Genomic DNA, 23,687 nt, shown 5'->3' with positions numbered 1-23,687 from the left:
TTTTGCTTTCTTTGCAATGATTTTTTACAAAACAGAGGAAGAGATAGAGTGGCTTAAAATGAGCAACTTGCTGGTGGCAAAAACTTTAGGTGTAATATCGAAAGAAATAGCCCCTGGAATATCAACTTTGAGATTGGATCAAATCGCAGAGGAGTACATAAGAGACAATGGCGGTAAACCAGGGTTTCTTGGTTACGATGGATTCCCGAATACCTTATGTGTTTCAATAAACAGTCAGGTTGTTCATGGAATTCCATCTAGCTATGAGCTGAAAGAAGGAGATATTGTTTCCTGTGATTGTGGTGTTTTGTTGAATGGTTTTTATGGCGATTCGGCTTATACATTTACTGTAGGGTCAGTAACTCCTGATGTTCAGCAACTGTTGAAGGTTACCAAAGAGGCTCTTTACAAAGGAGTAGAGCAGGCTATCGAAGGTAATCATTTGGGCGACATAGGTTTTGCTATTCAAAAGCATGCAGAGCAGAATTCAGTTTCTGTAGTTCGAGAAATGGTAGGACACGGAATTGGGAAAAATCTTCATGAAGATCCACAAGTTCCGAATTATGGAAAAAAAGGACGTGGATTGAAATTGAGAGAAGGACTGGTTGTGGCAATTGAACCGATGTTTAATCTGGGGAAAAGAGATATTTACCAAGATAATGATGGATGGGCAATTGTTACTGCTGATGGTAAACCTTCAGCACATTTTGAACATACTGTGGTAGTTCGAAAGGGAAAAGCTCAGATCTTATCCAGTTTTGAATTTATTGAAGATATAAACTAATAAAATTTAATGAGCTTATGGCTAAACAGCCTTCAATAGAACAAGATGGTACAATTACCGAAGCATTATCTAATGCTATGTTTCGTGTAGAACTAGAAAATGGACATGTGATAACAGCTCACATTTCCGGTAAGATGAGAATGCACTACATTAAGATCTTGCCTGGTGATAAGGTAAAGGTAGAAATGTCACCTTATGATCTTACTAAAGGGCGCATTACTTTTAGATATAAAAATTAAATTCAATAATAATGAAGGTAAGAGCATCTGTAAAGAAACGTTCTGATGATTGTAAGATCGTTAGAAGAAAAGGACGTTTGTATGTGATTAATAAGAAGAATCCTAAGTTCAAGCAACGTCAAGGATAATTTAGTAAACTTTGTAATAGATAAATATTTTAATTTATGGCTAGAATTGTTGGAGTTGATTTGCCTCAAAATAAAAGAGGGATAATTAGCTTGACTTATATCTACGGTATCGGTAGAAGTGCTGCTCGTCAGATTTTGGATGAAGCAGAAGTTTCTTACGATAAGCAAGTAAAAGATTGGACTGATGATGAGTCTAATCGTATTCGTCAAGCGATTAATGCTAATTTAAAAGTTGAGGGTGAATTACGTTCTTTAAATCAACTGAATATTAAGCGTTTGATGGATATTGGTTGTTATCGTGGTATTCGTCACCGTATTGGATTACCAGTACGTGGTCAAAGAACCAAAAACAACTCACGTACTAGAAAAGGTAAGAGAAAAACAGTTGCAAACAAAAAGAAAGCGACTAAATAATCGTTAAGTTATGGCAAAAAAGTCAGTATCAGTTAAAAAGAGGGTAGTAAAAATTGAACCTGTTGGACAGGCGCATATCCATTCATCTTTTAACAATATTATCATTTCCTTAACCAATAGCACAGGACAGGTTATTTCTTGGTCTTCAGCGGGTAAAATGGGTTTTAGAGGTTCTAAAAAGAACACTCCTTATGCTGCCCAGCAAGCTGCAACAGACTGTGGAAAAGTTGCTCATGATCTTGGATTAAGAAAAGTGAAAGTATATGTAAAAGGTCCGGGAAATGGTCGTGAATCGGCTATTCGTGCGATCAATTCATGTGGAATCGACATTGCGGAAATCGTAGATGTTACTCCATTACCACACAACGGATGTCGTCCTCCTAAGAGACGTAGAGTTTAATAAAAAATGCTATTTAAGATTTTGAATTAGTTTTATTGATATCCTCTCTAAAAACGCGGCACTTTTATAATTCAAAACTTACGGCAAAGTTTCTATTGTTAGAAAAATTTAAATTTAAGAAGTAATGGCTAGATATATTGGACCAAAGAGTAGAATTGCTCGTAAATTTGGTGAAGCAATTTTTGGACCTGATAAGGCATTTGAAAACAAAAACTACCCTCCAGGGCAGCACGGTAACAGCCGTAGAAGAAAAAAAATGTCTGAATATGGTGTTCAGCTAAAAGAAAAACAAAAAGCAAAATACACTTACGGTGTATTGGAGAAACAATTCTCAAACTTATTTGAAAAGGCCGCGCGTAGTAAAGGTATTACTGGTGAAGTTTTATTGCAACTGTTAGAATGTCGTTTAGACAACGTAGTTTTCAGATTAGGTGTAGCTCCAACAAGATCAGCTGCTCGCCAGTTGGTTAGCCATAAACACGTAACTGTTAACGGACAAGTTTGTAACATTCCTTCATTTTCAGTAAAAGCTGGGGATATCATTGGAATTCGTGAAAAATCGAAGTCTTTAGAAGTTATTACCGATTCTTTATCTACTGCTAGATATAACCAATCATCTTGGTTGGAATGGGATCAAACCTCTCTTAGTGGTAAGTTCCTTAATATACCAGAAAGAACGGAAATTCCTGAAAACATCAAGGAACAGTTAATCGTTGAATTGTATTCTAAGTAATAAATAGTTAATCAGTAATTTATGGCAATTTTAGCTTTCCAGAAACCGGACAAAGTTATCATGCTCGACGCAGACAATAAATTCGGTAAATTCGAATTTCGTCCATTAGAGCCTGGATATGGTATAACAATTGGTAATGCCTTAAGAAGAATATTACTTTCTTCATTAGAGGGGTTTGCGATTACGACTATCAAAATACAGGGTGTTGATCATGAATTTTCTACAATACCAGGAGTAATCGAAGATGTTACTGAGATGATCCTGAACCTGAAGCAAGTTCGGTTTAAACAAAAAGTTGAAGAGGTTGACAGCGAGTTGGTTACTGTAACCATATCGGATCAGGAGACTTTTACGGCTGGCGATATTAACAAGTTTCTAACAGGTTTCGAAGTGTTGAATCCAGAGCTTGTAATTTGCAAAATGGACAGCTCTGCCAAATTGCAAATGGATTTAGCTATTAACAAAGGTCGTGGATACGTACCTTCTGTTGAAAACAAACCTGTTGATGTAGAGTTTGGAGTGATTCCAATCGATTCAATTTTTACACCAATTAAGAATGTTAAATATGCTGTTGAAAACTATCGTGTAGAGCAGAAAACTGACTATGAAAAATTGGTTTTTGATATCACTACTGATGGTTCAATTCACCCAAAAGAAGCTTTAAAGGAAGCTGCAAAAATTCTTATTTATCACTTCATGTTGTTCTCAGATGAAAAAATTACTCTTGATTCTGACGAGAAATTTGCAAATGAGGAGTTTGATGAAGAGGTTTTGCATATGCGTCAACTATTGAAGACAAAACTGGTAGACATGGATCTTTCAGTTCGTGCCTTGAATTGCTTGAAAGCTGCTGATGTGGATACTTTAGGTGATTTAGTACAGTTCAACAGGAATGACCTTCTGAAATTTAGAAACTTTGGTAAGAAATCCTTAACCGAGCTGGATGATTTATTGGTATCCTTGAATCTTACTTTCGGTATGGATATTTCTAAGTATAAATTAGATAAGGAATAAGGGAAAATGAGACATAGAAAGAAATTTAATCATTTAGGAAGAAAAACAGCACATAGAAAAGCGATGCTTTCAAATATGGCTTCTTCTTTGATTTTGCATAAAAGAATCTCGACTACTACTGCTAAGGCGAAGGCTTTAAAAATGTATGTTGAGCCTTTAATTTCAAAAAGTAAAGTTGATTCTACTCACTCAAGACGTATTGTTTTTGGTTATTTAAAGCAAAAAGAAGCGGTTACTGAGTTGTTTAGAGAAGTTTCACCAAAAATCACTAACCGTAATGGTGGCTATACCAGAATTTTAAAAACTGGTAACCGTTTAGGTGATAACGCAGAGATGTGTATTGTGGAGTTGGTCGATTTCAATGAAACTTACTTAACTGAAAAGAAAGCTGTAGCTAAAAAATCTACACGTAGAAAACGTGGTGGTTCTAAAGCTTCAGAAGAAGTAGCCGCTGAAGTATCAGAAGTAAAAGCTGAAGTTCCGGAAAGTGCAACAGAAGCAACTAAAAAGGAAGAAGAATAAGCTTCCTTTCTAAGATAATAAAGGGGGTAAAGTTAAATCTTTATCCCTTTTTTAGTACCCTATAAAAATTGCATACGATTGCATTTAATCGTATAAATAAATCAGTAAAACTTTTAATATCCGAAAGTTATGTCAGAAATTGTAAACATTCATGGTCGTGAAATTCTTGATTCACGAGGAAATCCTACTATCGAAGTTGAAGTAACTCTTGCTAGTGGTTTTATGGGTCGTGCCGGTGTTCCTTCAGGAGCTTCTACTGGTGAGAACGAAGCTTTAGAACTACGTGATGGCGATAAGTCTCGTTACTTAGGTAAAGGTGTCTTAAAGGCAGTTGATAACGTGAATAACGTTATTGCAAAAGCATTAGTTGGTATGGATGCTACTGACCAGGTTGCTATTGATAAAGCGATGATTGCTCTTGATGGTACCAAAACTAAATCTAACTTAGGTGCAAATGCTATGTTAGGTGTTTCTTTAGCAACTGCTAAAGCCGCAGCATTGTATTCAGGTATGCCTTTGTATCGTTACATTGGTGGAACGAATGCAACTGTACTTCCTGTTCCTATGATGAACATTATCAATGGTGGTTCTCACTCTGATGCTACTATCGCATTTCAGGAGTTTATGATCCGTCCTATTGGTGCTCCATCTTTCCGCGAAGCTTTAAGAATGGGTGCTGAAGTATTTCACGCACTTGCAAAAGTACTTAAAGGTAAAGGTCTTTCTACTGCTGTTGGTGACGAAGGAGGTTTCGCTCCAATGTTAGGTGGAACTGAAGAAGCTATTGAGTGTATTCTTACCGCGATTAAAAACGCAGGTTACAAAGCCGGACGTAAAGAAGATGGCGGTGATGTTTCAATTGCTATGGACTGTGCTGCTTCTGAGTTCTTCAAAGATGGTGTGTATGACTATAGTATTTTTGAGCCAAACGGAGCGAGAAGAAATTCTAACGAGCAAGCTGCTTACCTGGCCGAATTGATCTCTAAATATCCTATCGATTCTATTGAAGATGGTATGGACGAAGGAGACTGGGATGGATGGGTTGCTTTAAATGCTCTTATTGGTGATAAGTGTCAGATTGTAGGTGATGATTTATTCGTAACTAATGTTGAGTACTTAGCAAAAGGTATCGAGCTTAAAGCCGCTAACTCAATCTTGATTAAAGTGAACCAAATTGGAACTTTAACAGAGACTTTAAATGCTATTGAAATGGCACATCGTGCTGGCTATACTTCAGTAACTTCTCACCGTTCAGGTGAAACAGAAGATGCTACTATTGCTGATATCGCTGTTGCTACTAACGCTGGCCAAATCAAAACCGGTTCTTTGAGCCGTTCTGATCGTATGGCTAAGTACAATCAATTGCTTCGTATTGAAGAAGAATTAGGTGAAAATGCCGTTTTCGGTTGCTAAGCTTAATTAGAATATACTAAAAAGGGATCTGAAAAGATCCCTTTTTTTTTGTTCATTATTTTTAAATATATTCTTGCATCAGGCTGAATAGTGTTTTGCACTGAAAAGGTTTAGATAGATAAGCATCCATTCCTACCTCTATTGATACTTCCTTATCATCGGAATAAAAATTTGCTGTGAATGCAATAATCGGAATAGAGAAATCACGTTCCTCTTCTATTTTTCGCATACGCAATGAGGCTTCTATGCCCCCCATTATAGGCATTTGTAAATCCATTAGTACAATATCGTATTGTTCTTTTTCGAAAAGTTCAACTGCCTGCTTTCCGTTTTCGGCAATATCAACTCTGGCAACTTTTTGTTTTAGATAAACTTCAATCGTTTTTCTATTGCTGGGTTGGTCTTCAACCAATAGAATTTTTGCTTCATTTGTGGGAATGTTCCTTTTGTTGGGATGTGTTTTTACTACAACGGAAGAATCAATAGTTTCTTCCCAATATATTTTCTTCTTTGTTTCGATGCCTATTTGCTCCAGTAACTCAGAAAGCTTTTTATTTGCTGTTTTTTCCATAATAATCCCAGTATTTGATATTTAAAAATACGTTTTTTAAACTATAATAAAAAAACAAAAGTTTAATTTTGTTTGTAAAATGAGAAAAGGCCTTTTATCGCACTGGAAATAAAGAATTCAACAGAATAGAATTGATAATTTTTCAATGCATTTTTTCTATTTTTGCACTTGTAAATTGAATGAAATAATTAAAGACTGGATAATGGCTGACGATAAAAAAATTATTTTTTCGATGGATAGGGTTAGCAAGACCTTTTCATCACAAAAAAAAGTATTGAATAATATTAATCTTTCTTTTTTCTATGGAGCCAAGATTGGTATTATCGGATTGAATGGTTCCGGTAAATCTACTCTTCTTAAAATTATTGCCGGACTGGAAAGCTCATTTGACGGACATGTTGTTTGGTCGAAAGAGCATAATATTGGCTATCTGGCGCAGGAACCAATATTGGATGACAGTAAAACAGTAAGAGAAATTGTAGAAGAAGGGGTTCAGGAAATTGTTGATGCCTTGAATGCATATGAAGCGGTTAATTTAAAATTTGGAGATCCTGAAGTGTTGGAAGATGCGGATAAAATGCAGGCTGTTATGGATGAGCAGGCAAATCTTCAGGAGAAGATCGATCATTTTGATGCCTGGAATTTGGATACAAAGCTGGAACGTGCGATGGACGCATTGCGTTGTCCGGAGGGAGATGCATTAATTAAAAATTGTTCGGGAGGAGAAAGAAGACGTGTTGCTCTTTGCAGATTACTACTTCAGGAACCGGATATTTTACTTTTGGATGAGCCGACTAACCACTTGGATGCAGAATCGGTGGAGTGGCTGGAACAACATTTGGCGCAATATAAGGGAACTGTAATCAGTATTACTCATGATAGATATTTTCTTGACAATGTAGCAGGTTGGATTCTGGAGTTGGATAGAGGAGAAGGAATTCCCTGGAAGGGCAATTACAGCGCGTGGCTGGATCAAAAGACCAAACGCATGGCAATGGAAGAGAAAACGGCAAGTAAGCGACGCAAAACCCTTGAAAGGGAGTTGGAGTGGGTGCGGATGGCTCCTAAAGCCCGTCAGGCAAAAAGCAAAGCCCGTTTGAGTGCTTACGACAGCATGATGAATGAGGATTTGAAAGAGAAAGAAGAAAAGCTGGAAATCTTTATTCCTAACGGTCCTCGTTTGGGAAATAAGGTAATTCAGGTTCAGTCTGTTTCAAAGGCATTCGGAAATAAGTTGTTGTTTGATGATTTGGAATTTGAATTACCGCCGGCAGGAATCGTTGGGGTGATTGGGCCTAATGGTGCGGGTAAAACAACACTTTTTAGGATGATTATGGATCTTGAGAAACCGGACAAAGGAACTTTTGAAGTTGGAGAGACTGTAAAAGTAGGCTATGTTGATCAGCAGCATGCTGACATCGATCCGGAAAAATCGGTTTATGAGGTAATCTCTGGTGGCGGTGATTTGATTAATGTTGGAGGGCGAACAGTTAATGCGAGAGCTTATGTGGGTCGCTTTAATTTCAATGGTGCCGATCAGGAAAAAAAATGTGGTGTATTATCTGGGGGAGAGCGTAACCGCCTGCATTTGGCTCTGACTTTAAAAGAAGAGGCTAATGTTTTACTTTTGGATGAACCAACCAATGATATCGATGTAAATACTCTTCGGGCTTTGGAAGAAGGGTTGGAAAATTTTGCAGGTTGCGCAGTGGTGATTTCGCATGACCGATGGTTTTTGGACCGTATTGCAACACATATTTTGGCCTTTGAAGGCAATTCTCATGTTCAGTTTTTTGAAGGAGGATATTCCGATTATGAGATTAACAGGAAGAAACGCATGGGCGATGAAGGTCCTAAACGGATAAGATATAAAAAACTGATCGCTGATTAAAGCATGAAAAGGTGAAAGCTCTGTTTTGAAGCTTTCACCTTTTTTAATTTTACTGATTTACGAAATTCAACTGCTGCCTTCTAATTTTCAATTGCCGCTTCCGGCTCAATTTCTTCCTTTTTTCTCCTTCTTTTCACCGCCTGGTTGGCGTCGTTAATTATTTGAGCAACAGTTTGCGCCAATTCCCCATAAAGCTCTTTGTTTGCCTGCTGCATGGCTTTTAAATGCAGCACTATTTTATCGTTGATAATCGAAAGAACTTCTTTTTTTATATCTGTGGAGCTTTGGGTAAGCCCATTTAATGCTTTCTCTTCTTCCCAGGCAAAATGTGCTGTTTTAAAATCATTCTGATCTATTTGTAAACTGCTGATTATTTCGGCACAACCCGATACCAAGGCAATAGCAGCCTGTAGTTCAGGTGCCGAAAAATCTTCGAGTAAGGATTCTATCAGCGACGATTCTATGGTATAGCTTTCGTGGATTATTTTTATCCCATATTTTGAAAAAACAGCTTTTAAACTCTTAGCTGCCGCTTTCACAGCCGCATCGGGATTATGAATTGAGCCCAGTATCAAATAGTGCAAAGCCCTCACTTTGTCATCTCTTACAATATCTTTTTTATCGAGATTCGACTCCGTTTTGCTACATTTAATGGCCGTTCTTAACTCATTCGATTTTGTTTGCAGACCAGTAAAAATAGTAAGCATATAAGTATCGATTTCCCAGCTTTGTTTCCGATAGGCCATCAGCAAACTATCGGCAGTTGTATTTACTTCGGTTATTCTGCTTTGTGAAATAAGTTTTGGTATCATCTTTTTGGATTTTAAGTGTGTTAATTAATGATTCTGATCGTTTTAGTATGAAATAATATTGGTCATAAATATGTTATTGATAATAAACTTACAATTATTTATTTAGAAGGAAAAAATATTTGCATCTTTTTTATGACAAGCAATCTGAATTTTTCAGATTTAAACCGGCTTCACTACACACTAATATTTTGCTTACACTTGCATGTCTTGCTTTATTCTTTAAGTGTGCTGTGGGTAAACCTCCAAGCCTTCACCAACTGGTTTTTGAGCTCGTGGGTAAACCTCCAAGCCTATTTTTTTGTTTTTTGGGCTCGTGGGTAAACCTCCACGACTGTTTTTTTTGTTTTTTGGACGCATGGGTAAACCCCCACGCCTGTTTTTTTGTTTTTCGGACTCGTGGGTAAATCTTTAAGCTATTCTATAATTTTAGCATTTCTTCCCTTTGTTTTTGTGATCTTTATTTAATCAGTGCAAAACAAATAGGCATAACGTACTTGATAACGCCTTCGAAGAAAGAAGCTAGTCTTCCCATATCATCGTACTAATTTGCATGTGCAATGTTAAGTTTTTAATCAGATTTTTTGGATTATTCGTAAAATTATGATAGGTTCATGGAGCAATATCCAAAAATGAAGCTATGCCCAGAAAAACGACAAAAAAAAGAACGAAAAAGAGAAATAATATATTTGCCTTTAAGGGGCAAGGTATTAGTACCGGAGGTCAAGCCGAATTTTTCGATAGATTTGAAAAATTAGCCGATATAGCTGGATGCAAAGATGCTTGCAAGCTCTTAAATAAGAGTAATCGAATGTTGATGTACCTTTTAAGAATTCATTTAACGCAGCCAAGAGTGGATAAAGGGGAACCAATTGATAAGAAGCAGGCGAAAGTGTTGGCTATATTATTCCGAAGTTTAAGGGAGAAACGTGATATCGAATTGATTAAGGGAAGAGAAAAGATCTCAATAGGCGATGTATATGTTATTGATTGTTTTATTTACTTTATTCGTAAAGAAGATAGTGGTCTTGATTTGGAAGCATTCAATTCTGCTTTTAAACCTTTAATTGATGCATACGATGAACTAGAATCTCCCGAAGATCTCCTCTACGGGATGTACGACAATATACTGGCAATGCTAAATGTGATTGGTCGCGAAATGTTTAGTATTAAAACAGAATTTGTCCAGAAAAAACACCCCGTTAGCGGCGTGTTTCATATTGTAAAAGTGAAACATCATCGTCCGGTTAAAAGAAGTATTGCCATAGAAGGAAAACGAAGACCGATTATACAATTTGGCTGGCCCATAGCAAACGGTGGTATTTGGTATTTTAAGATTCGATCTGATGAAATAAAGGCGATTTATAAAGGAGAAAAGAAGGAGCTGGAGGTTTATATTCAATCTCATGCCATTATGAGATTTGAAGAACGAACAAAGCCACTTTCATTGCTGGCTTGCAGATTGTTTATGGCAAATGTGTTTCGGAATTTTAAGGTGGCTCACGTTAAGGATGGAAAAATATTTTTACCCCTGTATTATGGACATGTTAAAATTGGATATTTTGTTGCGGCTATTATTGATGAAAAAGTAATCATTAAAACGTTTCTATTTATAACACATCGATCGACTCCTGAGGGGCATCTTTTGGAAAAAGTTTCGGGTCTGGGAAAAAAGGATATTAGCTATTGGCGTTTCGATTCAGTAAGCTCCTTCCTTTCAAATCCTCCCAAAGAAGATAGTTTGATTAAGAAAATTATGCAGGAAGCAGGAATACACCAACTCTTTGATTTAAAAAATGTAATCGCATTGAACTCAAACCAGAAAGATGTTGATTGGGCTGAAGTTGAAGAGTATATAGAAAATGGCCGTGAGGAACGACTGCAAATTCCGGAAGAAAAGTACGATGAAGAATACTGTTGAAAGCAGAAATGTTTGTTCGGGGAAGATTGAGGAATTGATACTCCAGCTTTCGTCGATTAATCCACAGAAGTGAAACGGATTGTGCCTTAGGTACAAAATGCAGGCGCTTTACCAGCTGATAAAAACAGAAGGGAAGAAGCCGGATTGGTTTTCTTCCCTTTGTTTTTGTAACTTGATGGAACAAAATAATTTATCACTTAATTCGATTTCCATGAATCAATTTGCAACCCCAACCGATGAGAAAAATTGGGCAATGTTCTGCCATTTAGCATCATTTTCCGGAGTTATAATTCCTTTTGGCAATGTAATAGGGCCACTCATTTTATGGTCGATGAAAAAGGACTATTCAGAACTGGTTGATCAAGAGGGAAAAAAATCAATTAATTTTCAGATATCGATGTGTATATACATTTTTGTGTCCGCAATATTGGTTTTTATAGGAATTGGAATTTTATTGCTGATTGGACTTGCTTTGCTAAATTTGATTTTTGTTGTTATTGCGATTGTAAAAACTTTAAATGGGGAAGATTACCAATATCCTCTGAGTATTAAATTTCTAAATTGAAAGAATGAAATCTTTTTCTGGTTATAAGACAATCTACTATGTTGGGATTGTCTTTATTGTTTTGGGAGGTATCCGCTTACTAAATCATTTGTCCTACGGCGAAATTTTATTTGCAATTGGAGTACTGTTGTATTCAGGTGTTCAGATTAGGTTTTTGTTTTATAAAAGCATTGCGGATTGGTGGACTTTTGATTATTTGAAATTATCGGTAAATTTTTTATTTCTGATCTCAATATTTCTTCTTTTTGTGATTGATTTTAAACTGTGGTATTATCCATTTGTTTTAGGGCTTCTAGTCGATTTTTTTGCTAATATACTTCGCCGGATAAAAAGGACATAGTTCAAATAGTTGTTCTGTTTTGCATGTTAAATACAGATCGTATTAGAATGTTGTGGTATCTGTCAAATAATTTGATAATTTTGTAGCTCTAATAAAATAACCAAAATAAAGACTTAAAAATGGCTCAAAAACCGTCTATTCCTAAAGGGACGAGAGATTTCTCTCCTGTTGAAATGGTAAAGAGAAACTATATTTTTGATACCATAAAAGAGGTGTTTCAGTTATATGGTTTTATGCCGATAGAAACACCATCAATGGAAAATTTGTCTACTCTAATGGGAAAATATGGAGAAGAGGGAGACAAACTATTGTTTAAAGTGCTGAATTCGGGCGATTTTCTATCAAAAATAAATGAAGATCAAATTCGAGAGAAGAATTCGGTAAAATTAACCACAAAAATAAGTGAAAAAGGACTTCGTTATGATCTGACAGTGCCTTTTGCACGTTACGTTGTACAGCATCGTAACGAAATTGATTTCCCTTTTAAGCGTTATCAGATTCAACCGGTTTGGAGAGCAGACAGACCTCAGAAAGGGCGCTACCGTGAATTTTTTCAATGTGATGTTGATGTGATTGGCAGCAATTCTCTTTTAAATGAAGTTGAATTAATTCAGATTGTTGATCAGGTTTACAAAAGACTTCAGTTGAATGTAGTTGTAAAGTTGAATAACCGAAAAATTTTGGCAGGAATTGCTGAGATTATTGGAGAGGCTGAAAAAATTGTTGATATTACTGTTGCAATCGACAAGTTGGATAAAATCGGTTTGGAGAATGTGAATAAGGAATTGGCTGACAAGGGAATTTCTCAGGAAGCTATTGATACATTGCAGCCAATTATATTATTGTCGGGTTCAAATTCGGAGAAACTGGCTAAATTAAAGGAGCTTCTTTCTTCATCAGAAATTGGAATGAAAGGGATCGAGGAACTGGAAACAGTTTTTACTTATTTATCGCAGCTTGAGGTGCAAACCGAAGTTGAATTGGATTTGACTTTGGCCAGAGGATTGAATTATTATACCGGAGCCATTTTCGAAGTAAAATCGAAAGATATGGAATTTGGCAGTATCACAGGTGGTGGACGATATGATGATTTAACCGGGATTTTTGGATTGAAAGACGTTTCGGGAGTTGGTATTTCGTTTGGTGCCGATCGTATTTACGATGTGTTGGATCAAATGGATAAGTTCCCTTCAAATACGGGTATTACAACCAAAGTATTGTTCATCAATTTTGGCGAAAAAGAGGAGGCATTTTGTTTGCCGATTTTGGCTAAGTTAAGAGCAAATGGAATTAATGCTGAGATTTATCCTGATTCTTCTAAAATGAAAAAGCAGATGACTTATGCCAACAATAAAAGCATTCCTTTTGTAATTTTGGTAGGAGAGTCTGAAGTAGAGGAAGGTGTTGTTAGTTTAAAGAATATGGAAAGCGGAGATCAGGAAAAATTAACTCCGGATCAGTTGATCGAAATATTATCATAAGAGTAAAAATTATTCAAGTCAAATATAAAAGGGCTGTAAATGTAAAATTTACAGCCCTTACTTTTAATTTTGTTTTTCGTGTGGATGTTTACCCCGTTCTTTTATTTGTTTTAAAAGCATGTTTTGAAATTGCCTTTCGGTATGATAAAGAGTAAGGATTTTTTTTGCGGGGAGTATCTTTTTATATTTTAGATGGTATTCTTTTTGAAGCTTTGCTTCCTGCAATTTAAGCTCAATCAGTTCGTCACTAAGATCGCCTAATTCTTTATCAGATAATTCTGCAGAGTTGTTGCGCAGTTTTCTGAAAAGAATTCTGCCTTGGTCTCTGTTTTCTTTTCTCTTTTTTTCCAATTCATTGTAAAGTGGCCAAAATACTTGAGCTTCATCAGGTGTTAATTCTAATTTTTGAGTGATGAAAGAGATTTTTTGTGCTTCGAATCGTTCACTCATCTGATCATGCATACCATGTTCTCTTTCCTGTGCAATGCCTAAGTAACTATAGCTAACAACAAGTGTTAATAGGATTAAAATTCGTTTCATGTCTGGCCTGTTATAAGTTTGCTAATAAAGATTCAGAATCAATGTCAAAATCCGAAAGGTATTCAATTATTTCATCAGATGTAGCCTCAGAACTTTCATCTGAGAACCAATTAAGTTCATCCAGACTTGTACTTTGAGTATCAACAGCCGTATTTTCTGTTTGAGAAAGCTGTTGAATTTTGTAATCGGATGGAACTGAGTTGATCAGTACAATTTTGGCAATAAAAAGGATCCCAACGACGCTGGCTGCCATCCAGAAGTATGGTTTTAATACTTGTATCAGTCTTTTATTCGGATTTTCTTCCGTTATAATTTTTTCCTGAACCCGATCGCTTAGGTTTTCAAAGTAATCCTCAGGAACTTTAAATGGTTGATCGTTTTTCATGTTCGACGGATTATTCATGTTTTTTATAATGTTTAGACTGTCTGACTAGTAATAGGTTTAATTTAAATCTCGATTAGTTTTAAAAAGGCTTCTATTTTTTTTACGGCATGATGATAAGAAGCTTTTAGTGCACCAACAGAAGTTTCTAATATTTCCGACATTTCATCATATTTTAAATCATCGAAATATTTCATATTAAATACTAAACGTTGTTTCTCCGGCAACTTTAGTATCGCTTTTTGCAGTTCCAACTGAGCTTTGTTTCCATCAAAATAAGGATCGGCTTCTAAATTGGCTAAAAGCATCTCTTCAACTTCGCCATTTGAGTATCCCAAATATTTTTTTTGCTTCTCTTTTATATAGGTTAAGGCCTCATTAGTTGCAATTCGAAACATCCAGGTAAACAGTTGGGAGTCGGATCTAAAATTTTGTAAGCCTTTCCATATTTTAACAAAAGTATTTTGCAAAACGTCATCTGAGTCGTCGTGCAAAAGAACAATTTTTCTGATTTGCCAATACAATCTTTCCTGGTATTTCTTCACCAAAAAAGTAAAAGCCTGACTTTGCGTGTGCTTATCTCGAAAAAGTTCTAATATTTCTTCGTCAGATTTGTGGTTCATCAATTTTGCATTCAAGTAATGGATTTTAAAAATAGTTATTTCACATTTGTTATGCGTTAGATTAGGACTATTTTCTTTGAAGATGGTTTAATGCACGATCAAAAAAAATCCGGAATCGCAATGATCCCGGATAATTTTTATTTGCAATGTATATTATTTTTGAAGCAGGGCTAATACTTCTTTTACAACATTTTCTGCGGTGTAACCAAATTTTTCATCTAAAATATTTGCTGGTGCAGAATAACCAAAATGATCCAATCCAATTGATTTTCCAAGAGGGCCAACCAAGCCAAGAAGAGTTACAGGTAAACCTGCAGTTAATCCGAGTACTGGAATTCCAGCAGGAATTACTTCATTTTGGTAGGCTGCAGATTGAGTTCTGAATAACCCTTCGGAAGGAACAGATACAATTTGTACCTTTAATCCTTTTTCAGCACGTAAGATTTTAGCACCTTCAACTAAAGTTGCTACTTCCGATCCACTTGCTAAAAGAACAACATCTGGAGTTGTTTCAGGTTTCTCAACAATGTAAGCACCTTTTTGAGCCTGAAGAGCTTCCTGATAACGATTTTCTTTCGATGGTAGTTTTGTGATGTTCTGACGGGAAAGAATTAAAGCAGTAGGAGTTTTTGTGTTCTCCATTGCCATTTTCCATGCGACAGTAGCTTCATCTGCATCAGCTGGGCGAAGAGCTAATAAACTCATTTGTCCGGAGTGATTTTTCAACTGCTCAAGTAAACGAATCTGAGCTTCCTGCTCAATTGGCTGATGAGTTGGTCCATCTTCTCCAACGCGGAATGCATCGTGAGTCCAGATATATTTTACCGGAACCTGCATTAAAGCCGCTAAACGAACTGCAGGTTTCATGTAATCAGAAAAAACAAAGAAAGTTCCACAAGCAGCAATTACACCACCGTGAAGAGCAATACCGTTACAGATAGAAGCCATAGTTAATTCGGCAACACCTGCTTGAAGGAATGCTCCTGAGAAATCACCTTTCGCAAGAGCTTTGGTGTTTTTCAAGAAACCATCCGTTTTATCAGAGTTGCTTAAATCAGCTGAAGACACAATCATGTTTTCAACATTTTTAGCCAATTCAGCCAAAACTACAGACGAAGCAGAACGAGTTGCATCACCTGATTTTTGAACAATTGCTTCGTAATCAAGTTCCGGAGCTTCGTTGCTAAAGAACTTCTCCAGTTTAGCCGCCAATTCAGGATTTGCTTTTGCCCATTCAGCTTGTTCAGCTTTTTTGGCAGAAGCATATTCTTGCTTTTTCTTTAATACTTCGGCGTAATATTCTTGTACTTCCGGGAAAATCTGGAATGGATTTTCAGGGTTTCCACCTAAGTTTTCAATAGTTTTTTCAATTGAGGCACCAGCGGCACCTAATGGTTGTCCGTGAGTAGAAACCATATTTTCGAAGCTGCAGCCATCAATATCAACGGCACCTTTACCCATTAGGGTTTTTCCGATGATAAGAGTTGGTCTTTCGCTTTCTTTGTTGGCAGCGGCTAAAGCTTCACGAATTGCCGTTGCATCGTTTCCTTTAATAGTGATAACATTCCAGTTCCAGGCTTCGTACTTTTTAGCAGTATCTTCTACTGTAACTTCTTCAACTTTAGTTGAAAGTTGGATGTTATTGGAATCATAGAACATGATTAAATTGCTTAATCCTAAAGTACCTGCAATCCGACCAGCTCCCTGAGCAATTTCTTCTTGAATTCCACCATCGGAAATGAAAGTGTAAATTTTGTGTGCCATCCAGTTGCCAAAGCGGGCTACTAGAAAACGCTCTGCAATTGCAGCACCAACAGCCATTGTATGACCTTGTCCTAAAGGACCGGAAGTGTTTTCAACACCTCTTGCAAAATCAACTTCAGGGTGGCCAGGAGTTGGACTTCCCCATTGTCTGAAATTTGCAAGTTCTTCCATTGTGTAATTTCCGATTAAGGAAAGAATGGAATACAACATTGGAGACATGTGACCTGGATCAAGGAAAAATCGATCGCGATTAATCCAATTCATGTCTGTTGGGTCAAAATTTAAAAATTCAGAATAAAGAACGTTGATAAAATCGGCTCCGCCCATAGCACCACCCGGATGTCCGGATTTCGCTTTCTCTACCATTGCAGCTGATAGGATACGAACATTATTCGCAGCCATGTCAGTTGCTGTCAGATCCACTTGGTTTTTCATTTCTTTTAGATCCATTTTTGAAAATGAGATTTTAGATGATAAAAACTTGGTAAGGTTTTATTAATGCATGCAAAGATAAACAAAAATGCCTTTTAGCATCATGTAAACACTTAATAAAAGCTTTTAAATGGAGGTTTTTGCAATATTTAGAATATTGTAAATCAATATGATTACAAGCGTACAGGTATTGATTTACCGGATGTTATAACAAAACTTAGTTTTTTGGAGCTTTGCGATAGATAAGCATTTTTGTTTCTGAATATGATATGATATATACCCGGTTGAAGGGTTAAGGTTTCCCTCAATGATTTTTCGGGGATGTTGTAAATCCATTCTAATTTGTTTCCTTTTTGAACAAATAGGCTGCACGGGCCGGTTGTTGGTTTAAATACAGTGGCCAATCCCGGTTGTGGAATCGTAATAGAAGTTGTTTTGCTTTGATTAATTTCAACATCAGGAATTGAAATCCGGGGAAGGCTTAAAACTTCCAGATCGTATTTGCCGGTCAGGTATTTAGTTATCTCATTCGGCGTTTGGATGTTAACAATTTCTGTGTTTTTTCGAATAAGAATTTGTAAATCTTTGTACATAGTTGTTCTCGGACATTCAATTTTCAGCATTCCCTGAGGAGCATCAAATCCAATCAAAGTATGTTTGCCTGCAATCATTTTAACGCTGTCGCGATATAATTCGGGTATGGTATGAATTGTGATATTATAGGTAAGCAACGGATCTAAGAATAGTGTATCTGGATTTCCTTTTGCATTCATGGTATGCATAAACTGGTACCTTACTTTATCAGAAACAGAATTGTAAAATGTCATTGGAACATCAGTTTCTGTAGGGGAACCATTGGCATCAATTAAATTTATTTGCGCCGAAGTTTTATTTAAAACCTGCGAGATAACATATTCAAGAGTTCCTCCGAAGCGTTCTTCTTTTTTTACTTCAAGATAATTTCCAATGCACTCAAAACTACTTTTAAAATCAACATCTAAACCAATTCCAACAATAAATGGTTTTAAATAGATGCCTTTTTTTTGGAGTTCCAGAGAAACAGCACAAGGATCACCATCGCAAGCTTCAACGCCGTCTGTAATAAGAATAATCACATTTCTGATATCGGAATTTACTTCCGGGAAATCATTGGCGGCCAATTCTAAAGAATGGGCAATTGGGGTAGTTCCTTTGGGATCAATATATCGTAAGGTTTGTCTTATTTCCCCTGCATTATCAGGTTTAAAAGGCACTTCCAGTCTGGTGTCATTACAATCCTGCGGCGGAACAACACTTTGATGGCCATATACTCTTAAAGCCATTTCAACATTGTCTTTATACTCCAAACTGTCAATCATTTGAATCAAAAATTTACGGGCAATATTTATTTTTTTTGATTCCTCCCAGTATCCATTCATGCTTTGAGAAGCATCGAAAATGAATAATATTCTTGTTTTTTCAACTTTTTCAAGAGCCCCTTGAGCTATATTTAGTTTTGAACACAATAGCAGTAGTAAAAAGATTGAGAAGTATTTAAGATTTGATTTCAAGAGTCAGGGAGTTATTTTGATTAGTAAGTAAAGATAGGGAATGTGTTAAAGAATTAAAATCGATAGTTCCTGTAATTTTAAATTTAATTAATGATAGGTGTATTATGGTTAATTATAAATTGTTCCCCCATACAAATTTTGGCGCATATTGAAATTCGATGCAAAGGTTAAGATTTGCTTATTTGAGATGTTTAATATTCGGGCTTGCGGTATTTATAAGCCTGTCAACTTTCGATAGTTCATCTTTAATTTGCAACAGCATAATTTGTGAGGAGATATCAGAAGAGGATGTAAACAAATCAATTGCTAATTGCATTTTCCCTTTGGCTTTTATCAATCTAAAATAATTTAGAGTATCTATTTCACCATCGAAACTTATCATATTTCGGGCGTATCGATAATATTCGATAGCAAGATTGAATTTATTGTTTGGATTTGTTCTGTATATTTCCTGAGCAGTTTTCAATCTTTTCTTTGCGTCAGACAACAGTTTAAAATTTGATAAGGTGTCGGTATAGTTGTAATTGGCTGGGGCAGTTTTTAGATAGTTTTTTATTGATTCTTCTCCCGAATTGAATGTTTGTAAGCTAATTGGAGTCTCTAAAAATTGCCACATTGGAATAATAGGTAAATGGCTTAGGATAAATTCTTCAGGAGAAACCATAAAATACTCGTTTGTTTTGCTCTTAATTCCAGAATGATAGAGTATTGCATTGGCCCAACTTAAATCAAAAAAACGCCATTCATTATTTATTTTAACAACATTCCACGAATGAGTAGCACGATCTTGCAGGGCTCCATTTTTAGTGATGTATCCTCCAATGCTATAGGATTCAAATCCGGAATAAGTGCAGAAAAATTCAAATAACTTAGAAAACCCTTCGCAAACCGCTTTCCTTTTCTGTAAAACACAAACCGGAGAAGAGCAATTGTTTGACCCCATATAAAACAATAGGTTCGGGTCGAATAGTAATTCTACCTGATCTTTATATTCTATATTAGAGATAATCCATAGGTAAAAAGCCCGGATTTTGTCCTCATCATTTTTTGCGGGAGCTGTTAAATAATCGTGCAATAAAACAATATTTTGGGATAAGCTGTCGGGTGTTTTTCTTACATGACGGTCAATACTTCCATATCCACCGAATGCTGGTTCCTGAGCCTGCACCAACCCAAGAGAAACCAATGTTAAAAAAATAAAGATTGCCAGTTTTTTATACATAGTAAAACGACCTATGCTTAAAGCTAATGAAAATATAGATAGCCTATTTACTGATTTTCATCCTTTAACATTTATTTAGGAGATAAAAGTATAAAATTGGCACAACGAAAATTAAAATGTACTTTTGCACAGATTTTTTAAAACTGAATAGTAGCAAATCATATAATATATAAATAGCCATGGCTTTACAGTGTGGAATTGTAGGATTACCAAATGTTGGAAAATCCACCTTATTTAATTGTTTGTCGAATGCAAAAGCACAATCGGCAAATTTCCCTTTTTGTACCATTGAACCTAACGTTGGTGTAATTACTATACCCGATGAACGTTTAATCAGATTAACTGAATTGGTAAATCCGCAAAGAGTTCAGCCTTCGGTAATGGAAATTGTTGATATTGCTGGTTTGGTGAAAGGAGCAAGTAAAGGAGAAGGTTTAGGAAATAAATTTCTTTCAAACATACGTGAGACGAATGCGATTATACATGTTTTGCGTTGTTTCGAAGATGACAATATTGTTCATGTTGATGGTTCTGTAAATCCTATCCGGGATAAAGAAACTATTGATATCGAATTGCAGTTGAAGGATTTGGAAACTGTTGAGGCAAGATTGCAAAAGGCCGCTAAATTGGCGAAAATTGGGAAAAATCCTGATGCGGTTCGTTTAACCGAAGTATTAGGCAGATATAAGGAAGCTTTAGAGCAAGGCAAATCGGCCCGTGTGGTTGAATTGAGTGAGGCTGATAAAAAAGTAACTGCAGATCTTCATTTGTTAACAACAAAACCAATACTATACGTTTGCAATGTTGATGAGGCTTCTGTACAAAAGGGAAATGCTTATGTTGATGCGGTTCGGGAAGCGGTTAAAGATGAAAATGCAGAGGTAATTGTTGTTGGTGCCGGTATCGAAGCTGATATTGCAGAACTGGAAACTTACGAAGAGAAACAAATGTTTTTGGAAGACTTAGGTCTAAAGGAACCAGGGGTTAATAAATTAATTAAAGCAGCATTTAGATTGCTTAATCTTGAAACTTATTTCACAGCAGGTGTAAAAGAGGTAAGATCATGGACCTATCCTAAAGGAGCGAAAGCACCTCAGGCTGCTGGAGTTATACATACTGATTTTGAAAAAGGATTTATTCGTGCAGAGGTAATTAAGTTTGAAGATTTTTCAACTTTAGGATCAGAGGCAGCTTGTAAGGAAGCTGGTAAAATGAACGTGGAAGGAAAAGAATATGTAGTTCAGGATGGTGATATTATGCACTTCCGATTCAATGTTTAGTTGAATTTCCTAATGATATATGAATGACTGTTCAATTTGAACGGTCATTTTTTTTGCATTATTTATCTAAATCAAGATTAGTATCTTTGTCATCGGGAATGATTTTGAATTGCCCATTACGAATTATTCATTATATAATTAATATCGCATGCTCCGTACAGTTTTATTGGTAGGAATAGGAGGTTTTTTAGGAAGTGCCTCTCGATTTTTGGTTGGACAAGGTCTTCATCGTTATTTTGACACCATTTTCCCAATAGGAACTATGACAGTAAATATTTTAGGCAGCTTTATAATAGGGGTAATTTATTCGCTGGCAGAGCGGGATAATTTGGTGAGTCCTGAAATGAGGATGTTTTTGGCTGTAGGATTTTGTGGAGGCTTTACAACTTTTTCATCTTTTGCATTCGATAATCTTAACCTTTTAAAAGACAGTGGATTTTTGTATCTTTCAGTATATGTGGCTGGAAGTGTATTTCTAGGATTACTTGCAGTTTACTTTGGCACACAAATTCACAAACTTTTCTAAACGCAAATTCATATGAAACTGAAAGGCAAGGCCAAGTTACTTCGCGTATTTGTTGGGGAAGCCGATCGGGTTTATCAAAGACCTCTTTATGAGGCAATTGTTTACGGTGCAAAAAGATATGGTTTGGCAGGTGCAACAGTTCATCGGGGAATCATGTCTTATGGAGCAAATTCACGAATTCATTCTTCAAAAATATTTGCTTTATCAGATGATTTACCAATTATTATAGAATTGGTCGATTCTGAAGAAAAGGTGAATGGCTACTTTCACATTCTTGAATTGTTAATTGAAAAATCGGGTGGAGGAGGAATGATTACGATGGAGCAAGTTGACGTAATCAGATATCAGCCTCAGAAAAAATAATTGTTTTGGTATTGAAATTTTCAAATGTTAAAGATCCTGTAATATCAAAATCTATTTCTGTTTAATCAATTCGAATCCATTATATTTGTGGCGAATATTTATATAACCACAACGAGACAGATAATGAGTAAAAGATTCGGAACCCTATTGTTTGCAGTACTAGTATTTACAATTCAATTTTCAATTGCGCAAAGTACACGGAAAATCCCATCAGAAAAACCGAAACTTGTAGTAGGTATTGTTATCGATCATTTGCGTGCCGATTATTATTTCCGATATTCTAATTTGTTGGGTGAGGGAGGATTCAAACGGTTAATGAATCAAGGTACTTATTGTAAAAATTCAAAATTCAGCTATTTGTATTCTCAAACGGGACCCGATCATGCTACTATATTCACAGGCACTCCGCCAGCTTTTCATGGTATTATTTCCAACGGATGGTACAACCGTTTATCTGGCGAGATTGAATTGGCGAAGGAAGATACACAAACCGAACTCGTAGGCATTGAATCAAAAGAGAAGGGGAGTTCACCCAAAAAGATGCTGGCATCAACATTGGGAGATGAAATTAAGTTGTTTAACTCTCATTCGAGAGTGGTTGGAATTGCTTTAAATTGTGAGTCAGCTTTGTTTTCTGCCGGTCATGCTGCCGATGGAGCCTATTGGATGGATGATCTTTCAGGAAAATTTGTAACATCATCTTATTATCAGGATACCTTGTACAATTGGGTAACGGAATTTAATGACAAAAAGTTTGCGGATTTTTATTTAAATCGTGTTTGGACACCTTTTAATGGTGGAAATGAGCCGAGTGTGTCCGATAAATTACTTGGGAAAGTTGGATTGAATAATCAGTTTTTCTACGATTTGAATAAGGAGAAGAGAGAGCACGGATATAAGGCGATCAAGACGACACCTTTTGGAAATATGTTGGTAAAGGATTTTGCGATATCTGCCATTATTAACGAGAATTTGGGTAAGGATGATGATTCGGACTTTTTATCTGTCACCTTTTCTTGTTTGGACGAGAAACATAGAGACTTTTCCCCTTTTGCTCCCGAAATGCTCGATAATTTTATCAGATTGGATCAGGAGTTAGAACATTTTCTTTCGTTTTTAGACGAGCAAATTGGAATGGAGAATGTATTGGTGTTTGTAACAGCCGATCAATCTGCCAATTATACGCCTGAAAATCTTTCAGAACAAAATATCCCGAACGGCTACTTTAGTGCTTACAATGCAATTGCTTTATTAAAATCGTATTTCAATATATTATATGGAAATGGAGAATGGGTTTTAGGCTACGATTCGCAACAGGTTTATTTGAATCATCAGCTGATAGAAGATTCGAAACTGTCAATTATTGACCTGCAAACAAAGGCTGCAGAATTTTTAATTCAGTTTTCGGGAGTGGCAACTACTACTACTGCGAATAGTTTGGTGAAATCGAATTATACACATGGAATATTGCAAAAAGTGCAGCGCTCTTTCAATCAAAAACGTTCGGGAGATGTAATGCTTACTTTGGAGCAAGGATGGATGCATAAAATAAAAGATGAACGTGATGAAATAGCGCAATATTCATATACCAATCAGGTTCCTTTATTTTGGTACGGATGGAAAATTAAGCGGTCGGTAATTTCACGATCAGTTTATATTGAGGATATTGTTCCTACCGTTTCAAGTTTCTTAAATATTTCGATTCCTTCCGGATGTGATGGAAATCCGATTGAAGAGCTGGTGAATTAAAATTTTTCTTAATGATATTAAGCCAGTAGCA

Annotated in this window: 26 protein-coding genes; 18 read left to right on the top strand and 8 right to left on the bottom strand. The window is 36.2% G+C overall.

The genetic code is table 11. The features are described from left to right. Nucleotides 1-16 precede the first annotated feature (16 nt). The 9 genes from map (at nucleotide 17) to eno (ending at nucleotide 5,647) form a co-directional block, all read left to right on the top strand. Nucleotides 17-784 carry a type I methionyl aminopeptidase gene (map, locus tag ACKU4N_RS17690; protein WP_321318647.1) on the top strand — a complete coding sequence of 256 codons (768 nt, stop codon included), beginning with the start codon at nucleotides 17-19 and terminating at the stop codon, nucleotides 782-784. A 17-nt stretch (nucleotides 785-801) separates the two neighbouring features. Next, nucleotides 802-1,023, top strand: coding sequence for a translation initiation factor IF-1 (gene infA, locus ACKU4N_RS17685; RefSeq protein ID WP_054714084.1), 222 nt, complete (start codon nucleotides 802-804; stop codon nucleotides 1,021-1,023). Between the two features lie 11 nt (nucleotides 1,024-1,034). Further along, nucleotides 1,035-1,151: a type B 50S ribosomal protein L36 gene (gene ykgO, locus ACKU4N_RS17680; RefSeq protein WP_101259629.1), complete on the top strand. Its 117-nt coding sequence runs from the start codon at nucleotides 1,035-1,037 to the stop codon at nucleotides 1,149-1,151. A gap of 36 nt (nucleotides 1,152-1,187) precedes the next feature. Continuing rightward, a complete protein-coding gene (rpsM, locus tag ACKU4N_RS17675; RefSeq protein WP_101308173.1) occupies nucleotides 1,188-1,565 on the top strand; it encodes a 30S ribosomal protein S13 in 378 nt (125 codons plus the stop codon). A 10-nt stretch (nucleotides 1,566-1,575) separates the two neighbouring features. Then, a complete protein-coding gene (gene rpsK / locus ACKU4N_RS17670; RefSeq protein ID WP_096428425.1) occupies nucleotides 1,576-1,965 on the top strand; it encodes a 30S ribosomal protein S11 in 390 nt (129 codons plus the stop codon). Nucleotides 1,966-2,089: 124 nt separating this feature from the next. Then, entirely contained in the window at nucleotides 2,090-2,698 is a 609-nt protein-coding gene (gene rpsD / locus ACKU4N_RS17665; RefSeq protein WP_321318640.1) for a 30S ribosomal protein S4, read from the top strand. Nucleotides 2,699-2,719: 21 nt separating this feature from the next. Beyond that, nucleotides 2,720-3,712 (top strand): DNA-directed RNA polymerase subunit alpha, encoded by a 993-nt coding sequence (locus ACKU4N_RS17660; RefSeq protein WP_321318635.1) that lies wholly within the window; start codon nucleotides 2,720-2,722, stop codon nucleotides 3,710-3,712. A gap of 6 nt (nucleotides 3,713-3,718) precedes the next feature. Continuing rightward, complete coding sequence (rplQ, locus tag ACKU4N_RS17655) at nucleotides 3,719-4,234, top strand: 50S ribosomal protein L17 (RefSeq protein ID WP_407937226.1); 516 nt, start codon at nucleotides 3,719-3,721, stop codon at nucleotides 4,232-4,234. Nucleotides 4,235-4,363: 129 nt separating this feature from the next. Further along, on the top strand, nucleotides 4,364-5,647 hold the full coding sequence (gene eno, locus ACKU4N_RS17650) for a phosphopyruvate hydratase (RefSeq protein ID WP_321318634.1): 1,284 nt from the start codon (nucleotides 4,364-4,366) through the stop codon (nucleotides 5,645-5,647). 61 nt (nucleotides 5,648-5,708) lie between these two features. Here the strand turns inward: eno and ACKU4N_RS17645 are convergent, their stop codons facing one another. Beyond that, entirely contained in the window at nucleotides 5,709-6,218 is a 510-nt protein-coding gene (locus ACKU4N_RS17645) for a response regulator (protein WP_321318631.1), read from the bottom strand. 202 nt (nucleotides 6,219-6,420) lie between these two features. On the opposite strand from ACKU4N_RS17645, the gene ettA reads away from it, so the two are divergent. Next, a complete protein-coding gene (gene ettA / locus ACKU4N_RS17640) occupies nucleotides 6,421-8,109 on the top strand; it encodes an energy-dependent translational throttle protein EttA (RefSeq protein ID WP_321318629.1) in 1,689 nt (562 codons plus the stop codon). Nucleotides 8,110-8,189: 80 nt separating this feature from the next. On the opposite strand, the gene ACKU4N_RS17635 is transcribed toward ettA, so the two are convergent. Continuing rightward, nucleotides 8,190-8,921, bottom strand: coding sequence for a DUF6261 family protein (locus tag ACKU4N_RS17635; RefSeq protein WP_321318627.1), 732 nt, complete (start codon nucleotides 8,919-8,921; stop codon nucleotides 8,190-8,192). A gap of 637 nt (nucleotides 8,922-9,558) precedes the next feature. On the opposite strand from ACKU4N_RS17635, the gene ACKU4N_RS17630 reads away from it, so the two are divergent. The 4 genes from ACKU4N_RS17630 to hisS all read left to right on the top strand — a co-directional run bounded on the left by ACKU4N_RS17630 (nucleotide 9,559) and on the right by hisS (nucleotide 13,225). Continuing rightward, the gene (locus ACKU4N_RS17630; RefSeq protein ID WP_321318625.1) at nucleotides 9,559-10,839 is read left to right on the top strand and encodes a hypothetical protein; all 1,281 of its coding nucleotides are present in this window, start codon (nucleotides 9,559-9,561) and stop codon (nucleotides 10,837-10,839) included. Nucleotides 10,840-11,050: 211 nt separating this feature from the next. Beyond that, nucleotides 11,051-11,404 carry a DUF4870 domain-containing protein gene (locus tag ACKU4N_RS17625; RefSeq protein ID WP_101308282.1) on the top strand — a complete coding sequence of 118 codons (354 nt, stop codon included), beginning with the start codon at nucleotides 11,051-11,053 and terminating at the stop codon, nucleotides 11,402-11,404. Between the two features lie 4 nt (nucleotides 11,405-11,408). Further along, nucleotides 11,409-11,744: a hypothetical protein gene (locus tag ACKU4N_RS17620; RefSeq protein WP_321318621.1), complete on the top strand. Its 336-nt coding sequence runs from the start codon at nucleotides 11,409-11,411 to the stop codon at nucleotides 11,742-11,744. A 119-nt stretch (nucleotides 11,745-11,863) separates the two neighbouring features. After that, nucleotides 11,864-13,225 carry a histidine--tRNA ligase gene (hisS, locus tag ACKU4N_RS17615; RefSeq protein ID WP_321318620.1) on the top strand — a complete coding sequence of 454 codons (1,362 nt, stop codon included), beginning with the start codon at nucleotides 11,864-11,866 and terminating at the stop codon, nucleotides 13,223-13,225. A 63-nt stretch (nucleotides 13,226-13,288) separates the two neighbouring features. On the opposite strand, the gene ACKU4N_RS17610 is transcribed toward hisS, so the two are convergent. The 6 genes from ACKU4N_RS17610 to ACKU4N_RS17585 form a co-directional block, all read right to left on the bottom strand. After that, nucleotides 13,289-13,765 (bottom strand): hypothetical protein, encoded by a 477-nt coding sequence (locus ACKU4N_RS17610; protein ID WP_321318618.1) that lies wholly within the window; start codon nucleotides 13,763-13,765, stop codon nucleotides 13,289-13,291. 10 nt (nucleotides 13,766-13,775) lie between these two features. Next, the gene (locus ACKU4N_RS17605) at nucleotides 13,776-14,168 is read right to left on the bottom strand and encodes a hypothetical protein (protein ID WP_321318615.1); all 393 of its coding nucleotides are present in this window, start codon (nucleotides 14,166-14,168) and stop codon (nucleotides 13,776-13,778) included. A gap of 44 nt (nucleotides 14,169-14,212) precedes the next feature. Continuing rightward, nucleotides 14,213-14,770, bottom strand: coding sequence for an RNA polymerase sigma factor (locus tag ACKU4N_RS17600; protein WP_321318613.1), 558 nt, complete (start codon nucleotides 14,768-14,770; stop codon nucleotides 14,213-14,215). Nucleotides 14,771-14,923: 153 nt separating this feature from the next. Continuing rightward, on the bottom strand, nucleotides 14,924-16,984 hold the full coding sequence (locus ACKU4N_RS17595; protein WP_321318611.1) for a transketolase family protein: 2,061 nt from the start codon (nucleotides 16,982-16,984) through the stop codon (nucleotides 14,924-14,926). A gap of 155 nt (nucleotides 16,985-17,139) precedes the next feature. Next, nucleotides 17,140-18,516, bottom strand: coding sequence for a vWA domain-containing protein (locus ACKU4N_RS17590; protein WP_321318609.1), 1,377 nt, complete (start codon nucleotides 18,514-18,516; stop codon nucleotides 17,140-17,142). A gap of 178 nt (nucleotides 18,517-18,694) precedes the next feature. Further along, a complete protein-coding gene (locus tag ACKU4N_RS17585) occupies nucleotides 18,695-19,738 on the bottom strand; it encodes a transglutaminase domain-containing protein (RefSeq protein WP_321318607.1) in 1,044 nt (347 codons plus the stop codon). Nucleotides 19,739-19,917: 179 nt separating this feature from the next. Here ACKU4N_RS17585 and ychF point away from each other — a divergent pair, with 179 nt between their 5' ends. The 4 genes from ychF (at nucleotide 19,918) to ACKU4N_RS17565 (ending at nucleotide 23,656) form a co-directional block, all read left to right on the top strand. Next, nucleotides 19,918-21,018, top strand: a complete 1,101-nt coding sequence (gene ychF, locus ACKU4N_RS17580) for a redox-regulated ATPase YchF (protein WP_321318605.1) — start codon at nucleotides 19,918-19,920, stop codon at nucleotides 21,016-21,018. A gap of 148 nt (nucleotides 21,019-21,166) precedes the next feature. Then, nucleotides 21,167-21,544: a fluoride efflux transporter CrcB gene (gene crcB, locus ACKU4N_RS17575; RefSeq protein WP_321318603.1), complete on the top strand. Its 378-nt coding sequence runs from the start codon at nucleotides 21,167-21,169 to the stop codon at nucleotides 21,542-21,544. 12 nt (nucleotides 21,545-21,556) lie between these two features. Then, the gene (locus ACKU4N_RS17570) at nucleotides 21,557-21,907 is read left to right on the top strand and encodes a putative PII-like signaling protein (protein WP_321318601.1); all 351 of its coding nucleotides are present in this window, start codon (nucleotides 21,557-21,559) and stop codon (nucleotides 21,905-21,907) included. Between the two features lie 123 nt (nucleotides 21,908-22,030). Continuing rightward, entirely contained in the window at nucleotides 22,031-23,656 is a 1,626-nt protein-coding gene (locus tag ACKU4N_RS17565; RefSeq protein WP_321318595.1) for an alkaline phosphatase family protein, read from the top strand. Nucleotides 23,657-23,687 lie beyond the last annotated feature (31 nt).

The organism is Labilibaculum sp., from assembly GCF_963664555.1.
In the GTDB taxonomy this organism is placed as follows: domain Bacteria; phylum Bacteroidota; class Bacteroidia; order Bacteroidales; family Marinifilaceae; genus Labilibaculum.
The sequence above is the reverse complement of the archived record's forward strand: the minus strand, read 5'-3'. Positions and strand labels throughout refer to the sequence as shown.

Bases quoted from the DNA above. Each gene is read 5' to 3' on its own strand.
- ACKU4N_RS17620 (WP_321318621.1), top strand. From the start codon at position 11,409: ATGAAATCTTTTTCTGGTTATAAGACAATCTACTATGTTGGGATTGTC.
- crcB (WP_321318603.1), top strand. From the start codon at position 21,167: ATGCTCCGTACAGTTTTATTGGTAGGAATAGGAGGTTTTTTAGGAAGT.
- rpsD (WP_321318640.1), top strand. From the start codon at position 2,090: ATGGCTAGATATATTGGACCAAAGAGTAGAATTGCTCGTAAATTTGGT.
- ettA (WP_321318629.1), top strand. From the start codon at position 6,421: ATGGCTGACGATAAAAAAATTATTTTTTCGATGGATAGGGTTAGCAAG.
- ACKU4N_RS17660 (WP_321318635.1), top strand. From the start codon at position 2,720: ATGGCAATTTTAGCTTTCCAGAAACCGGACAAAGTTATCATGCTCGAC.
- map (WP_321318647.1), top strand. From the start codon at position 17: ATGATTTTTTACAAAACAGAGGAAGAGATAGAGTGGCTTAAAATGAGC.
- ACKU4N_RS17645 (WP_321318631.1), bottom strand. From the start codon at position 6,218: ATGGAAAAAACAGCAAATAAAAAGCTTTCTGAGTTACTGGAGCAAATA.
- ychF (WP_321318605.1), top strand. From the start codon at position 19,918: ATGGCTTTACAGTGTGGAATTGTAGGATTACCAAATGTTGGAAAATCC.
- rpsK (WP_096428425.1), top strand. From the start codon at position 1,576: ATGGCAAAAAAGTCAGTATCAGTTAAAAAGAGGGTAGTAAAAATTGAA.
- rpsM (WP_101308173.1), top strand. From the start codon at position 1,188: ATGGCTAGAATTGTTGGAGTTGATTTGCCTCAAAATAAAAGAGGGATA.
- hisS (WP_321318620.1), top strand. From the start codon at position 11,864: ATGGCTCAAAAACCGTCTATTCCTAAAGGGACGAGAGATTTCTCTCCT.
- ACKU4N_RS17565 (WP_321318595.1), top strand. From the start codon at position 22,031: ATGAGTAAAAGATTCGGAACCCTATTGTTTGCAGTACTAGTATTTACA.
- ACKU4N_RS17585 (WP_321318607.1), bottom strand. From the start codon at position 19,738: ATGTATAAAAAACTGGCAATCTTTATTTTTTTAACATTGGTTTCTCTT.
- ACKU4N_RS17605 (WP_321318615.1), bottom strand. From the start codon at position 14,168: ATGAATAATCCGTCGAACATGAAAAACGATCAACCATTTAAAGTTCCT.
- ACKU4N_RS17595 (WP_321318611.1), bottom strand. From the start codon at position 16,984: ATGGATCTAAAAGAAATGAAAAACCAAGTGGATCTGACAGCAACTGAC.
- ACKU4N_RS17625 (WP_101308282.1), top strand. From the start codon at position 11,051: ATGAATCAATTTGCAACCCCAACCGATGAGAAAAATTGGGCAATGTTC.
- ACKU4N_RS17610 (WP_321318618.1), bottom strand. From the start codon at position 13,765: ATGAAACGAATTTTAATCCTATTAACACTTGTTGTTAGCTATAGTTAC.
- rplQ (WP_407937226.1), top strand. From the start codon at position 3,719: ATGAGACATAGAAAGAAATTTAATCATTTAGGAAGAAAAACAGCACAT.
- infA (WP_054714084.1), top strand. From the start codon at position 802: ATGGCTAAACAGCCTTCAATAGAACAAGATGGTACAATTACCGAAGCA.
- ACKU4N_RS17630 (WP_321318625.1), top strand. From the start codon at position 9,559: ATGCCCAGAAAAACGACAAAAAAAAGAACGAAAAAGAGAAATAATATA.
- ACKU4N_RS17600 (WP_321318613.1), bottom strand. From the start codon at position 14,770: ATGAACCACAAATCTGACGAAGAAATATTAGAACTTTTTCGAGATAAG.
- ykgO (WP_101259629.1), top strand. From the start codon at position 1,035: ATGAAGGTAAGAGCATCTGTAAAGAAACGTTCTGATGATTGTAAGATC.
- ACKU4N_RS17570 (WP_321318601.1), top strand. From the start codon at position 21,557: ATGAAACTGAAAGGCAAGGCCAAGTTACTTCGCGTATTTGTTGGGGAA.
- eno (WP_321318634.1), top strand. From the start codon at position 4,364: ATGTCAGAAATTGTAAACATTCATGGTCGTGAAATTCTTGATTCACGA.
- ACKU4N_RS17635 (WP_321318627.1), bottom strand. From the start codon at position 8,921: ATGATACCAAAACTTATTTCACAAAGCAGAATAACCGAAGTAAATACA.